Raw genomic sequence first — 15,540 nt, forward strand, 5'->3', positions numbered from 1 at the left:
TGCTGGCGAAACCTCCTACCCCTTTACCCTGGGCTGGAACGACTGGACCAACAATGTAGTAGGCGGCCAGGAGCAGTTGCTGCCCGAATATCCGGCAACTCCGGAGGGACAAAAGGCCTACCTGGCCCGGCTCAAAGAGATGGTCTCTGAGGCCCCGGAGGTAATTGGCTTTTGCTATTGGGGCGGCGAGTGGATCTCCTTTAAGGGCAATCAGGCACAAAATGGCTCCAGCTGGGAAAATCAGGCGCTGTGGGATTTTGAGAATAAGGCAGTGCCGGCACTGGAAGTGTTTAATCAATAGGCTCACCAGCATTGAGGGGGTCTATGGACAGCAAAGGCAGGGGCCTCTGGAAGCACAACGGCCTGGCCATAGACCACATGCTATTTCTTCCCTGGTTTTTTACTGATCCCGGTCAGCATGTAAGAAAAAATGCAATATTTAATAAATTGCATTTATTTGAATTTTTCAATTTATGCAAACGCTTGCGATTTAAAATGTGGTATGTTTCAATCCGTTGCAGTGATGAAAAATTTAAAATATTGGCAATCATTATGCGTGTATTAACAAATTGTGATGATGATCACTGGTTAATTTTACAAAATCGGTAATACTTGTATCCTTTATTCTTCTACATTTGCAGCTCAAAGCAACTATAGAAAATGATGAATCAAGTGAAAATGAATATTGGAAAAGTAATAAGCATGCTCACGCTGATGCTGCTGCTTCAAGGATATACGGCCCAGGCCCAAACCAGTCTTCAGGTAGAACTGTACAAACCGGGAGCAGCAATTGCGCGGATACAGGTAGCAGGGGCGCCCTCTGCCGAACCGATGACCATCCGGGTCAAAAGCGCAGAAGGCTACACCCTGTATAAGGACAAGTCTACGGCAGAGCGTTACGTAAAGCTGATCAACTTTGAAAACCTGGCCAAGGGTACCTATCTGGTAGACCTGGAGCAGGGACAGGGGGTAAGCCGCAAAGTAGTGGTAAAGGACGATGCCGGTCTGACAATCCAGGATGGAGGATCTTATTTCCACAATTCCATTACCTTCCAGGATGCAGATAAAAAGCTGCTGGTTCGTTTCAGTAATAAGCTGGACCAGCAGGTGACCATCCGGATCGTAGACCGTCAGGGCAATATTGTGCATGAGGAAAGCAACATCAAGGCCAATGCCTACGCCAATAAGTTCAACCTTGCCGGCCTGCAACACGGCACCTACAAGGTGAGCCTGATCAGCGGCAGCTATTCCAGCACCAAAAGCATCCGGATCTAAGCTAAATTACCCAAAAGGGGTTAACAGGGGGTGGATACGCAGTATCTCACCCCCTTTTTTGTTTGGGAAAAGCCCATCTGACGAAAGCATCATCAAACAATGCCTGAATGCGGAAAAAGGCTGCTCCAGCCAGCGATTAACCAAAAGTAGCCGTATCAATAACGCGTATTTCATCCACACCCCATCCCCACTCAAAGGAGGAGACCACGGCATTGCTGCCACCAAAAAATCCTAGAATGCGAGCCGTGCTGTTGCCTATATTTTTTACATTATGAGGCACCATTTTGGGTACAAGCACCAGCTGCCCCTTTTCCGCACGTCTGCTTTCATCCCCTACGGTAGCTTCTACCGTGCCTTCCATAACCAGCAAGATCTCTTCGGCACTGTCAGTATGGCTGCCGATTTCGTAGCCGGGGTCCAGCTCAAAATAAACCGTTGCACAGTCTCTTGCGCCCTGCATCCAGCTCAAGGGAAAGCAGGTCCTGCCTTTCTGGCTGGGGTTTTGAGGCGCCTGGTCGGCTTCCAGTGGGTGTGTATTCAGATCTACTACAATCATAAGCGTTGATGAAAAAAGGGTGTATTCAGGTAAATTGAATGTTTCCTTCAATATAGGAAACTAAGCACGCATCAGAAAGATACCAATACCCCTGAGGGCTGAAGCATACTTTTGCGGCGGGCCGTTTTAGAGGAACAGTTTTCGTTAGGTGACCATCTCCTGCTGGGTAATTGCTGATAAAACAGGCCAGGTGGAAAGGCTGCTGCCATGGGAAAAGCGTTGATGCAAATCTTCCCCTTCGAGTCCACTTGCTTCGCTGCTTTTCCTTATCTTTGTTACCCTTCCTCTTCTGTAGGGAGGCGTATGGCCTGAGATAGTGTCCCGTAAGACCCGGCCCCTTTCACCTGCTCTTTGTCCCTTGCCATGTATTTAATATTCGATACCGAAACCACCGGTTTACCCAAGAATTACAACGCCCCCATCACCGACCTGGACAACTGGCCGCGCCTGGTGCAGCTGGCCTGGCAGTTGCATGGGCCCAAGGGGGAGTTGCTGAATGCGGGTAATCATATTGTCCGGCCAGACGGCTTTACCATCCCCTACAACTCCGAAAAGATCCACGGCATCAGCACCGAAATGGCGCTGAAAGAAGGAAAGCCGCTCAAGGAGGTGCTCGGGATCTTTGCCGCCGATGTGGCCAAAGCCTCTGTGCTGGTGGGCCACAACGTGGAGTTCGATATCAATGTGATGGGGGCGGAGTTTATCCGCGGCGATGTAGAAAGCCGGCTGCTCCAGACCACCATCCTGGACACCAAGGAAGTATCGACCGACTACTGTGCCATACCCGGCGGCAGGGGGGGTAAGTTCAAATGGCCTACGCTTACCGAGCTGCACACCAAGCTTTTTGGGGAAGGATTTGGCGATGCCCACGACGCCGCCTACGACGTACATGCCACCACCCGCTGCTTTTTTGGCCTGATAAGCGTAGGGGTAGTTAAACCCTTTGATGATACCCCCTTTGCCGAGATCGTTTACCAGGCGCCCGAGTTGGATGCGGCCAACTTTGCCAAGCGCAAGGAAGAACCAAAGGGAGGGGGGCGGACTAATCATCGATAAGGCTGCTGCCAAAAAGATCGACAGCCCCTTTACGCACCTTCACGTACATACCCAGTACTCCATTCTGCAGGCCACACCCAACATCAAAAACTTGGTGAAGCGGACCAAGGAGCTGGGCATGAAGGCCATTGCCATGACGGATCATGGCAATATGTTCGGTGCCTTCATCTTCGTAAAAGCGGCGCTGGAGGCGGAGCTTAAACCCATTGTAGGCTGCGAGTTTTATGTGGCCGAAGAGCGCACTACGCTGCGCTTTACCAAAGACAATCCTGACAAGCGCTTCAGTCAGGTGCTGATCGCCAGGAATAAAACTGGGTACCACAACCTGGCCAAGCTCTCTTCGCTGGCCTATATGGAGGGCAGCTATGGGCAGTACCCGCGTATCGACAAAGACCTGATCTGCCAGTACCGGGAGGGGGTAATTGCCACCACCGGCGGCCTGGATGGCGAAATCCCCAACCTGATCCTGAACATCGGCGAAGGCCCGGCCGAAGAAGCCTTTAAGTGGTGGCATGAGTGCTTCGGCGAGGATTTTTACGTGGAGCTGCTGCGCCACGGCCTCGATGAGGAGAACAAGGTAAATGGGGTGCTGCTGGGCTTCTGTAAGAAATATGGGGTAAAGTACTTCGCTGCCAACAACGTCTACTACCTCGATAAAAAAGATGCCGCCGCCCACGATGTACTGCTGTGCGTGCGGGATGGTGAGGTACAATCGACCCCCATCGGCCGGGGCCGGGGCACCCGCTTTGGCTTCCCAAACCAGGAGTTTTACCTGAAGTCGGAAGACGAGATGAAGGCCCTCTTTGCCGACTTGCCCGAAGCCATTGAGTGTACCCAGGAGATCGTTGATAAAGTAGAAGCCTACAAGCTGCAGCGCGATGTACTGCTGCCCAAATTTGATATACCGGAGCAGTTTGTAGATCCCAAAGATGAGGAGGATGGCGGCAAACGGGGCGAAAATGCCTACCTGCGCCACCTCACCTACGAAGGGGCCAGAAAACGCTACCCGGCCATCACCCCCGAAATTCAGGAGCGCCTGGACTTTGAGCTGGAAACTATTGCCAAGACCGGTTATCCCGGTTACTTTCTCATTGTGCAGGACTTTACCAACAAAGCCCGGGAAATGGGCGTGTCGGTAGGGCCGGGCCGGGGCTCGGCGGCGGGTTCGGCGGTGGCCTACTGCATTGGTATCACCAACGTAGACCCCATTGCCTACGACCTGCTGTTCGAGCGATTCCTGAACCCCGACCGGGTGTCGCTCCCCGATATTGACATTGACTTCGACGACGAAGGCCGGGGTGCGGTAATTGACTATGTGGTGAAGAAATACGGCCAGAACCAGGTGTCGCAGATCATTACCTACGGTACCATGGCGGCCAAATCGGCCATCCGCGACTGTGCCCGGGTAATGGAGCTGCCCCTTTCCGAAGCCAATGAGCTGGCCAAAATGGTGCCCGAAAAGCCCGGCACCACCCTGGCCAAAGCCTTTAAGGAAGTGCCCGACCTAAAGGCCATCCGCGATGGCCGTGGCCTGAAGTCCGAAGTGCTGCGGCAGGCCGAGATTCTGGAAGGCTCGCTGCGCAATACGGGCATCCATGCCTGCGGCATCATCATTACCCCGGACGATATCACCAAGTACATTCCCGTAGCCACCTCCAAGGATGCGGCCCTGGTGAGTACCCAGTTCGATAACTCGGTGGTAGAAAGCGCCGGCATGCTCAAGATGGACTTTCTGGGCCTGAAGACCCTCTCCATCATCAAAACCGCCATTGAATACATTAAAAAGCGGCATGGGGTAAGCATCGATCCCGATACCATTCCGCTGGATGACCAGAAGACCTACGAGCTTTACCAGCGCGGCGAAACCAACGGCACCTTCCAGTTTGAGTCGCCCGGCATGCAGAAGCACCTGCGCAACCTCAAGCCCGATAAGTTTGAGGACCTCATTGCCATGAACGCCCTCTACCGCCCGGGCCCGCTGGAATACATCCCCAACTTTATTGCCCGTAAGCACGGCCGGGAGCCCATCACCTACGATATTCCCGCCATGGATGAGTACCTGGGCGAAACCTACGGCATTACCGTGTATCAGGAACAGGTTATGCTCCTGAGCCAGTCGCTGGCCGGTTTCTCCAAGGGCGATGCCGACGTGCTGCGGAAAGCCATGGGTAAGAAGATCTTTGCCCTGCTGGAAAAGCTGAAGCCCAAGTTTGTAGAAGGGGGTAAGGAGCGGGGGCACGACCCCAAGGCGCTGGAGAAGGTCTGGAAAGACTGGGAAGCCTTTGCCGCCTACGCATTCAACAAATCACACTCTACCTGCTACTCGGTGGTGGCCTACCATACGGCCTACCTGAAGGCCCACTATCCGGCCGAGTACATGGCCTCGGTACTGACGCACAACCAGAGCAACATTGAGAAGGTAACCTTCTTTATGGAAGAGTGCCGCAACCAGGGTATTAAGGTACTTGGGCCGGATGTGAACGAATCGGACGTAAACTTTATGGTGAATGCCGCCGGCGAGATCCGCTTCGGGCTGGGCGCCATTAAGGGGGCGGGCGAGGCGGCCGTAGAGGCCATTATCTCGGAGCGTAACAAAAAAGGAAAGTACAAGGACATCTTTGACTTTGCCAAGCGGGTAAACCTGCGGGCCGTCAATAAGAAAACCTTTGAATGCCTGGCCATGGCCGGCGGGTTCGACTGCTTTGAGAACTGCCACCGCCGCCAGTACCTGCATGCCGATGAGGCCGGCGAGGGCACCCTGATTGAGCTGGCCATCAAATGGGCGCAGCGCGCCCAGCAGGAAGAAGACTCGGCTCAGGCCTCTCTCTTTGGCGGCGGCAGCGGTGTATCCATCCCCATGCCCAAGCCGGCCCAGGTTGAGCCTTTTGGTGAGCTGGAGAAGCTGCGGATTGAAAAAGAAGTGGTGGGCTTTTACCTGAGCGGCCACCCGCTGGACCAGTTTAAGCTGGAGCTCACCCAGTTCTGCAACACCCGCATGCAGGAGCTCAACGATCTGCCTACGCTTCGGGCCCGTACCCCCATAACCCTGGGTGGCTCGGTGACCGATGTGGGCCACCGCATGACCAAAACGGGCAAGCCCTTTGGCACCCTTACCATGGAAGATTATGACGGTACCTTTACCTTCTACCTCTTTGGCGAAGACTATACCCGCTTCAAGCCCTTTTTGGCCCCCGGCTGGTTCCTGCACCTGACGGGTAGCGTACAGGCCCGCCCCTGGAAGGACGATGAGCTGGAATTTAAGATCACCACCATTCAGCTGCTCACCGACATCCGCAGCAAGCTGGCCAAAACACTGAAGTTAAAGGTGCCGGTGCAGCATGTCAGCAGGGAATTTATTCAGCTACTAGAGCAGATGGGCAGCCAGTTTCCCGGCAGCTGCGAGCTGAAGGTGCTGTTGGAGGCCTATGAAGAGGGCCAGTCGCTGGAAGTGGAGCTGCTCAGCCGCCGCTACCGGGTAGACCCCAGCAACGATCTGCTCAAACAGCTCGATAGCCTCAAGCCCGATGTAGGCTATAGCCTGGGCTAATCGCTTAAGAAAGTCTTTCCTTACATGCCGAAAACGCTGATCAGCGCTCCCTGGCCAGAGACTGCCCCGCAGTAAAAACTTTCTGCGAACAACTCATTCAGGAAGCCTGACAGGTTTCAACAATCATGCTCTAAGCCTGCTGAGATGAAAGGGGTTTAATGGGTGATAGATAGCTCCCTATTTGCAGCAAATCATTACGCAGGCAGGGTTTTAAGAATACCTTGTTTTTACATCAGCTCCTGAAATAGAAACTTGCCTATTCATTCTTATCCCCATTTAACCAATGATTTCTAAGCAGGCCGCTACCGTCAGGTTGTTTGAAAAAACATATCTGGTTCTTGAATATGATGCTCAGGAACAATTACTAATCCAAAACTGGAAAGGCTTTGCCAGCTCTGTCCAATTCAGAGAAGGTATTGAAAAGTCCATTGATGTCTTTAAACAGCATAAAGTAACCCGCCTGCTTTCTAATACAAAAGATAGTGCGGTGGTTAAAAAGGAGGATACCGACTGGGCTGCAACCTATGCCGTAGGCAAAATGCTGCAACACGGTCTGCGGTCCATGGCCTTTATCATTCCCACCAATGCCTTTACCCAGATGTCGGTGAAGAACTTCAGCGGCCTGGCAGGGGGTGCGCTGGATCAGCAATTCTTTGATGATGTTGATAAGGCGATTGTATGGCTGACAGCTAAGTAAGTGTATTTTTATACAAGTATTTCAGAAAAAGGCCGGTGACGGCCTTTTTCTGTTCAGGCCCCCTTCTGAAATCTCAGGCCTGGCTTTGATGAACTTTACTGCTTAGAAGGCTGAAATGTAGGATATCACCGTATTCTTTCTGCTTTTTTAACAGGCAAGGCCCTATCTTGCAGAACATCATCTACCTGCCTCTGCAGCTCCATTTCCGACTCATACTGTCATCCCCATGATCCAAGTGCTTGCCTACCACCAAAAGGTCTTCGATTACTTTAAAAGCCAACCCAAGACCTGGGACTTTTTTGCGGCTGCTAAAACAAAAGAGGAGCAGCTGGCAGAGTATAAGACCGAGCTGCTGAAGAATACCTATAAGTTCAATGCCGAAAATGATCCGCTGATCTTTGACCTGCTGCAACAAGCAAAAGAAAAGCTGGACCTGCAGGCGCTGAGCGTACAGATTTACCAGGCACAGAACAGCGAGGAGATCAATGCAAGCATTATTTACCTGCACCAGGAAGCCCATATTGTATTAAGTGGCTCTATCCGGCAACTGCTTGGGGAGCAGGAGTTGCTGGCTGTGCTGGCCCATGAACTTACCCACGTAAAGCTCTACACCCTGCTGGAGGGGCAGATCGAAGTGGCGGATCGCATCATCACGGCCATTGCCAACAACTACAACAGCGAACCGGCCTACTACGAGACGGCCAGGCTCTTTAAGCTGTATACCGAGATCTTTTGCGATAGAGGCGCCTACATTGTGCTGGGAGAAACCGGGCCGGTCATTACCTCCCTAATCAAAACCGCTACCGGCCTGCAGCAGGTAAGTGCAGAAAGCTATCTGCAGCAGGCCGACGAAATATTTTCGGCCGATGCCAGCACCCGGGCTACGGCCTTCTCTCATCCCGAAAATTTCATCAGGGCCAGGGCCATACAGCTATGGCACTTGCAAAAAGAAGCCGCCGAGCCGGAGATCATCCGCATGATCGAGGGGGTATGCACAATTGATCAGCTTGATCTTTTTAAACAACAGGAGCTGCTAAAGCTGACCAAAGAGTTTCTGGACCTCTACCTGAAGCCGGCCTGGTTCCGCAGCAGCCTGGTCAACAGCCATGCCGGTCAGTTCTTCGCCAATTTCAGCCGAAATGAGGAGGCTGTACTCACCACAGCCTTCCGGGATAAAATAGAAACTGCGCATAGCAGTGTAAAAGACTATTTTGGCTACCTGATGCTGGATTTTGCCCTGCTTGATCCGGACCTGGAAGAAGTGCCTTTTGGCTGGGCCTATCAATTCTCGGAAGATCTGGCCCTGAAGGAAGTGTTTGATGTGCTGGTGAAAAAAGAGCTTAAGCTCAGCGATAAAAAGCTGCAGCAGCACAAGATGAGCGCGCTGGCGGCCTTCCAGGGCGTAAAAGAAGGCGAGGGCGAACAGGTTTACGAAGGCTAATCAGCACCAATTTTCATTCTTATCGATCCAGTCACATGGAAGCACAGGTTCAGACGTTCCGTCAATTTCTCGCTACCGCTTTTGAAGGGGGGCTCTACGCTACCGATGATGTAATAGCCTTTGTACTGCCGCTCTTTAAGGAAGTGCTGAGCTTCCACGAGGCAGGGCTGGTAGGGCCTTTCGAGCGAGAGGAGCACTTGTTTATCACCGGCGGTTGCCTGGATATCGATGAGCACTTTGCCCATACACCCAGGGTGGCGCTTGTGCCGCTACAGCAGCTCATTGGCCAAAAATCGGCCAAAAACATTGAGGTGGTAGGGGTGCTGCGGGTGCGCGCCGAAGTGGAAGGGGGAACCGCCACGCAGGAAAATCTGCAGCTGCTGCTAAAGGACAGCGACCCGCTGGAGAATCCGGCCTACAGGCTGGGCTACCGCTGCTACGAAAGCCTGCTGGGGCACCACGATGCCCAGTCCGATATCTTTTGCCTGGGGCTGGTGCTGGGCAGCATGGCCCTTGGCCTCGATCTGTACCAGGAGGAGGATCTGTGCCGCTTTGCCGCCCACAGGGGCAATCCCTCTGCGCTCAATCCGCGCATTCATCCCACCATCAGCAGCCTGATCCGGGAAATGACCGAGCTGGACAGGAGCAAGAGGATGCAGGATCTCTACGAAGTGATCGAGCGGCTGGAGCACTACCGCGATTTTGACCCCGAGCGCCAGCATGATCTGAGCCAGGAAGCCGGCTGGATCCATAAAGAGCTGGGGTCCCGCAACGAATACATCCTCAACAAGCTCCGCAACCGGCTCTTCGATACCAGCCGCCGTAACCGCCTGCTGCATTACAAGCCCAACATGCGCTTTGTAAACCTTACGCTAAGCAGCGTGCCCATGGTGTTGCATTACCAAAGCATCCGGCCCGAGCTGCTTTTTACCTGGAACAAAGAAATTGCCGGCCAGGTAAACCGCATGAAGGATATACTGCTGAACAGATACCTGCGCTTCGACGATCATCATTACCTGCCTTCCAGCCTCAACAAGATCAGGCTGGAGGCGCAGCGCGATGTGAATGAATATGGCTTTAGCCAGCTGAAACTGGTGGTGGCCTTCCTGAACTGGCACAACCTGAAAGAAAATCCGCAAGAACGCATTCAGAGCCCCTTGCTGCTGATTCCGGTTGAGCTAAAGAAGAATAAAAGGATCAGGGAAGACCATTATGTGCTGAAGGTACTGAACAACGAGGCGGAAGTGAATCCCGTGCTGGCCAATCACCTGCGGGAACTCTACGGCATTAAGCTGCCCGATTTTGTGGACCTTAGCGAAGTGGATGTACTGGATTTCTACCAGTCGCTCAAGAACCAGATCGATGCGACCAATCAGGGCATTGTGCTGAACCTGATCGATAAGCCCCGCATCAAGCTGGTGCATACCGAAGCCCGGCAGACGGTGGTTAATTACAAGAAGCGGCTGCGCCCGCGGGGTCCGCAGCTGGATAGCTACAAGAATATCTCCTTCAGCTACCAGCAGGAGCACTACAAACCCCTTGGTCTGGAGATCTTCCGGCAGTACATCGAGCCCCGGCCCACTTTTCTGGAAGTGCTCATCAACGAAGACATTAAAATTACCCAGTACAACCTGCAGGAGCCTGCCAAGAGCCGCGACTTCTACGAGCTGGCCGAAAGCGAGAAGAACCCCTACAGCTGGGATTTCGATATCTGCAATGTGGTGCTGGGCAACTTCAACTATAAAAAAATGAGCCTGGTGCGCGATTACAACCAGGTAATAGACAGCCAGCTGCCGCATGGGGTGTTCGAAGAGCTTTTCAGCACCAAACCCAAGCCCTTGCAGGAGCAGAAAAAGGGAAATAACCTGCAGGAAGACTGCTACCATGTGATTACGGCCGATCCTACGCAAAGCAGCGCGGTGCTGAAGAGCCGGAGCGGGCAGAGCTACATCATTCAGGGCCCTCCCGGCACCGGCAAAAGCCAGACCATCACCAACCTGATCGCCGATTTTGTGGCGCAGGGCAAGAGTGTTCTGTTTGTATGTGAAAAAAGGGCTGCCCTTGATGTAGTCTACCACCGCCTGAAGCAGCAGGGGCTGGAGGAGCTTTGCTGCTACATTCACGATAGCCAGAGCGATAAGCGAAGCTTTATCCAGAACCTGAAGGCCACCTACGAAGACTTTATCGCCAACCGTATGGATGGCGCCGCCATAACAGAAAAGCGCAGCGCCCTGCTGGCGCATGTACAGGAGCAGCTGGGACTGATCCGGGAGTTTCATAAGGCAAACAATGAGGCTACCGATGCTGCTGGCATGGCCATTCGCAAGCTCATAGAGCGTGTTATAGAGCTGCAGGGGGATATACCACCCCTTGACCGGAAAGAAGAAGAGGCCCTGCCACATTACGCCCTCTGGCACAGCTTTGGCGATAGCATACAGGAGCTGAGTGAGGCCCTGGAAGAAACAGGCGCGGAGGCTACCTTTGCCGACCACCCGTTCAGTAGCATACCGCCGGCTGTTTTCCTGCAGGAGCGCCCGCTGCATACACTGGAAGCTGCTATCGCCTCCAGCCAGGCCCTGCTGCGGGAACTGCTGCCCCTGACCCGGGAAACCCGATTTTTTCCGGGCGGCGTACCGAGCCTGCTGCAGGTTCGCCAGCTGGCAGAGATAGCCCTGTTGCTACAGCCACTGGCCGCTGCCAATGCCCTGCGCTTTCTGGATGAAGAGACCGTGCATGCACGGGACTTTTACCAGCAGCTGAGCGAGTACAGGACCAAGCTGGAGCAGCATGCCGAACTGGAGCAGCGCAACCAGCACTGGAAAAATAAATTCAGCGAGCAGGATACGCTCAGCGCCATTGCCATTGCCAAACAGCACGAAGGGTCTTTCTGGAGCTTTTTCAGTGGCAGCTGGCGGTTGCTGAAAAAGCGCATGCAGGAGGCATATGCGTTTTCTGCACACCAGGTACAGCCCCCTTATCTGTCCGTGCTGGAGCAGCTAAAGGAGGAGTGGGAAAGCAAAAAATTCCTGAGCCACAAAAAACAGAAGCTGCAGCAGCAGTTTGGCCTTGCGGACATCGAGGCCCTGCTGGGTACGATGGAAAAGGCCCGGCCCATGCTGGCCAGTCGGGACACTCAGGCCCTGATCAGACAACAGGGGGCAGCTGCCTTCATCCAGCAGCTGGCTCACCACCGGCCAGCCCTGCAACAACTGGAGCAACACCTGCAGCAGTGCCTGCTTGATGCTGCGCAGAAGCCCCTGCAGCAGCTGCTCGATGCGCTGGAAAACATTTCCATGAACCTGGAGGCCCTGCCGGATCTGCTGCCAGCCCTGCGCAGTTATGCCGCTATGCCCGAGCCGCTGCAGCAGGCGCTGGCTACCCATGCGCTCACCCCCCGGCAGGCCGAGGCAAGCATGGCTGCCAAAACGCTGGCAGACTTTTGCCGGCAGAACCGGAAGTTTAACAGCACCGATTTTCAGGAGATTGAACGGGCGGTGCAGCGCATCCGCACGGCCTACCAGCAGCTGCTGAAGCTCAATGCCCAGTATATCCGGGCAGCCATTCGCAGGCAGTTCCTGCAGCACCTGGAGCTGAGCAATACAGCCCTTAGCCAGCTGAAAGGCGATCAGAAGCAATTCAAGAAAACCTATAGCGATGGCCGCAAGATCCTGGAGAATGAGTTTGGCAAAAGCATGCGCTACAAAAGCATACGGGAGCTGGCCGGACGGGAAAGCGGGCTAGTGCTTCGGGATCTGAAACCGGTCTGGCTCATGAGTCCGCTGAGTGTTAGCGATTCGCTGCCGCTGGATGTGCAGTATTTCGATGCCATCATCTTTGACGAAGCCAGCCAGATTACCCTGGAAGAGGGTATTCCGGCCCTCTACAGAGCCCCGCAGACCATTATTGTGGGGGATGACAAGCAGATGCCGCCTTCCAATTTCTTCAGCGCCAAAGCCGAAGATCCGGACGATCTGGATGCCCTGGCCGATGAAAGCCTGGATGAACTGCTGAGCAATGAAGCCGACAGCCTGCTGGTGCAGGGGGCGCGCAAGCTGGACAGCATTATGCTGGGCTGGCACTACCGCAGCCGCTACGAAACGCTCATCAGCTACAGCAATCATGCCTTTTACAATGCCAGCCTGCTGACCATCCCGGACAAGACCATACACCATACCCCCAAAGCCGCCATTGAGGTTAGCTCTTCGGAAGAGGGGTCAGGCTTTGCCGCAGCCCTTTTCGACCGCAGCATCAGCTTCCACTACCACCCGGCCAGTGTCTATGAAAAAAGGGTAAACCTGGCCGAGGCCGACTACATTGCCCATCTGGTGCGGGAGCTGCTGAGCCGGGAAGTACCCGAAAGCATTGGCATAGTTGCCTTTAGCCAAGAACAGCAGCATACCATTGAAGATGCCCTGCAGCGGCTGGCAGCAGCGGATAAGAACTTTGAGCAGAAACTGGAAGAAGCCTACAACCGCACGGAAGAAGACCAGTTTATCGGCCTGTTTGTCAAGAATCTGGAAAATGTGCAGGGCGACGAGCGCGACATCATCATCATGAGTGTGTGCTATGGATTTGATGGCCGCCGTAAAATGATCATGAACTTTGGCCCCATCAACAAAAAAGGGGGCGAAAAGCGCCTCAATGTGATCTTTAGCCGGGCCAAGAAGCATATGGCAATTGTCAGCAGCATCAAGCACCAGCACATCACCAACGAGTATAATGAAGGTGCTAACTATTTCAAGCGCTTTCTTCACTACGCCGAGCGTATCAGCCAGGGGCATACCGAGGGCGCCCGTGCCATCTTGGACGGACTGATGGTAGAGAAAAGTACCAGCATGCACCAGCCGGAAAAGACCATTGTGCTGCAGCAGATCCGGGAAGAGCTGGTGGGGTTGGGGTATGAGGTTAGTGCGCATGTGGGCCAGTCCAGGTTCAAGTGCAGCCTGGCCGTTAAACTAAAGCCGGACGACACCGATTACACCCTGGGCATTCTGGTAGACGACGATCACCATTATAGCAACGAAGATCTGCTGGAGCAATATTACCAGCGTCCGGAGATCCTGCAGGCCTTTGGCTGGAGAATCATCCAGGTATTTACCAAAGACTGGCAGCAGCAGAAGGAGCGCGTGATGAAGCAGCTGCTGAAACGATTGAAGGAAGCCCCAGGACCTCTGCCGGAACCTGAAGCCGGACCCCTGCCTGAAGCGGTGCTGCCGGAGCCGGAGCCGATACCATCTAATCCGCAGGCAGTAGAGGGGGAGAGACACCCCCTTGGTGCAGCCTACGATACGCTGGTGTATACCAGACTTGTCTATGTGGATGAGCGGAGCGATAAGTTCTGGGAAACGGCTTTAGAAGAAAACAAGCTGATCGTGCGCTTTGGCCGTAGCGGCAGCAGGGGGCAGATCCAGTTTAAAACCTTTGATTCTGCCGTGCTGGCGCGCCTGGAACAGGAGAAGATGATCAGAGAGAAGCTGAAAAAGGGGTATCTGCTGCAGGGAGCTGGGCAGTAGCCTGGCAGGTTGTACTTCCACCTACAGTATTATCTGCACCAGGTGGGAACGCCCTGCTTGAAGGAGCAATAGGGAAGATGAACTAGATGCTTTTACACTCATACAGTGGAAAAGCATCTTTTTTTTTACATGGATCCCATTTTTTTTCTATCGGCCTAATTAGGATTTATCCTCCACATGGTTAACTGCTTCTGTACCTGGGGCAAAAGACTACTCTTTAAAAATCAGTCATTTAGCTATTTATTGTGAGGTAAAACCTTCTTTTGAGTTCTCGCAAATTATATTGCAATAATGTTGCATAAATGAATTTCTAAGATTATTTATTCTTATATAGGTACATCATACAGAACATTATTTTAAATTGGCACGTTCGTACGATCATTTATCCAACACTTTAATCAACTTTACATGAAAAAACATTTACTCACCGCTCTAAGTATTGCCCTGGTATTTGGCTGGTCCTGCCAGTCAGATGATCTTCAGGAGGTTGTTAATTCTGAAGAAAACAAACTAGCGCTTGATGGAGCTACTTTGCATGGGGGTGCTGGTGCACTGAAAAATTGTGCCAGCCATGCAGTACTGGAACGACAATTACAGGAAAACCCATTGCTTGCCAAAAAACTGGAAGCTATTGAAGCGCAGGCTCGCGTCTTTGAAGAGGCACAGAGAAGCACCAACGGAAAAATTAGCGGTCAGGCTGCTGCTACCAATAGCATAATAAATATCCCGGTGATTGTGCATGTGATCTACAGTACCTCACAGCAGAACATCTCCGATGCGCAGATCCAGTCTCAGATCAATGTCTTAAATGCCGACTTCAGTGCGCAGAACAGCGAAATTGGGGCAGGCTTGGTTCCAACTGAATTTGCATCCAGGGTTGCTAATTCCGAAATCAGCTTTAGCTTAGCACAGGTTACCCGCACCTACTCTAGCCGCACCGAGTGGGGCACGCGCGATGATATGAAGTATACCTCCAAAGGGGGACATGATGTAATTCAGCCGTCGAAATACCTCAACATCTGGGTATGTAATATAGGTGGTGGCATTCTGGGCTATGCGCAGTTTCCCGGTGGCAATGCAGCTACCGATGGCGTAGTGGTGGGTCCGCAGTATTTTGGCGATACAGGCTGGGTGGTAGCTCCCTTTAACAAAGGAAGAACCACAACGCATGAGATTGGCCACTGGCTTAACCTTCGTCATATCTGGGGTGATGGTCGCTGCAACCAGGACGATTTCGTGAGTGATACCCCTACAGCAGATCGTGCCAACTATGGCTGTCCTAAATACCCCACGGTACACTGCCGCACCAACGACATGACGATGAACTACATGGATTATACAGACGATGCCTGTATGTACATGTTTAGCAACGGCCAGAAAACCCGGATGCGTGCCCTGTTTGCCTCAGGTGGAGCCCGTCAGGGATTTGCACTTTAATTATCAGAAGATTCGTAC

Annotated in this window: 7 protein-coding genes and 1 pseudogene; 7 read left to right on the top strand and 1 reads right to left on the bottom strand. The window is 53.1% G+C overall.

What is annotated here, in order from left to right; all coding sequences use genetic code 11:
- The coding region (locus tag ADICEAN_RS16040; RefSeq protein ID WP_040397628.1) for a glycosyl hydrolase 53 family protein at positions 1-301 on the top strand (301 nt) is incomplete at its 5' end.
- A gap of 413 nt (positions 302-714) precedes the next feature.
- The gene (locus tag ADICEAN_RS16045; RefSeq protein WP_161622722.1) at positions 715-1,275 is read left to right on the top strand and encodes a T9SS type A sorting domain-containing protein; all 561 of its coding nucleotides are present in this window, start codon (positions 715-717) and stop codon (positions 1,273-1,275) included.
- A gap of 136 nt (positions 1,276-1,411) precedes the next feature.
- On the opposite strand, the gene ADICEAN_RS21470 is transcribed toward ADICEAN_RS16045, so the two are convergent.
- Positions 1,412-1,831, bottom strand: a complete 420-nt coding sequence (locus ADICEAN_RS21470; protein ID WP_009196697.1) for a cupin domain-containing protein — start codon at positions 1,829-1,831, stop codon at positions 1,412-1,414.
- 363 nt (positions 1,832-2,194) lie between these two features.
- Here ADICEAN_RS21470 and dnaE point away from each other — a divergent pair.
- The 5 genes and pseudogenes from dnaE to ADICEAN_RS16080 all read left to right on the top strand — a co-directional run bounded on the left by dnaE (position 2,195) and on the right by ADICEAN_RS16080 (position 15,522).
- Positions 2,195-6,434: pseudogene (gene dnaE, locus ADICEAN_RS16060) on the top strand (DNA polymerase III subunit alpha).
- A 283-nt stretch (positions 6,435-6,717) separates the two neighbouring features.
- Entirely contained in the window at positions 6,718-7,131 is a 414-nt protein-coding gene (locus ADICEAN_RS16065; protein WP_009196700.1) for a hypothetical protein, read from the top strand.
- 226 nt (positions 7,132-7,357) lie between these two features.
- Complete coding sequence (locus ADICEAN_RS16070) at positions 7,358-8,572, top strand: M48 family metalloprotease (RefSeq protein WP_009196701.1); 1,215 nt, start codon at positions 7,358-7,360, stop codon at positions 8,570-8,572.
- Between the two features lie 35 nt (positions 8,573-8,607).
- Entirely contained in the window at positions 8,608-14,085 is a 5,478-nt protein-coding gene (locus ADICEAN_RS16075) for an AAA domain-containing protein (protein WP_009196702.1), read from the top strand.
- A 408-nt stretch (positions 14,086-14,493) separates the two neighbouring features.
- Positions 14,494-15,522, top strand: a complete 1,029-nt coding sequence (locus ADICEAN_RS16080; protein ID WP_009196703.1) for a zinc metalloprotease — start codon at positions 14,494-14,496, stop codon at positions 15,520-15,522.
- Positions 15,523-15,540 lie beyond the last annotated feature (18 nt).

The sequence above is a fragment of the Cesiribacter andamanensis AMV16 genome, from assembly GCF_000348925.1.
In the GTDB taxonomy this organism is placed as follows: domain Bacteria; phylum Bacteroidota; class Bacteroidia; order Cytophagales; family Cyclobacteriaceae; genus Cesiribacter; species Cesiribacter andamanensis.

Excerpts from the sequence above, each read along its gene's own strand:
- ADICEAN_RS16045 (WP_161622722.1), top strand. The coding sequence starts at position 715 with ATGCTGCTGCTTCAAGGATATACGGCCCAGGCCCAAACCAGTCTTCAG.
- ADICEAN_RS21470 (WP_009196697.1), bottom strand. The coding sequence starts at position 1,831 with ATGATTGTAGTAGATCTGAATACACACCCACTGGAAGCCGACCAGGCG.
- ADICEAN_RS16065 (WP_009196700.1), top strand. The coding sequence starts at position 6,718 with ATGATTTCTAAGCAGGCCGCTACCGTCAGGTTGTTTGAAAAAACATAT.
- ADICEAN_RS16070 (WP_009196701.1), top strand. The coding sequence starts at position 7,358 with ATGATCCAAGTGCTTGCCTACCACCAAAAGGTCTTCGATTACTTTAAA.
- ADICEAN_RS16075 (WP_009196702.1), top strand. The coding sequence starts at position 8,608 with ATGGAAGCACAGGTTCAGACGTTCCGTCAATTTCTCGCTACCGCTTTT.
- ADICEAN_RS16080 (WP_009196703.1), top strand. The coding sequence starts at position 14,494 with ATGAAAAAACATTTACTCACCGCTCTAAGTATTGCCCTGGTATTTGGC.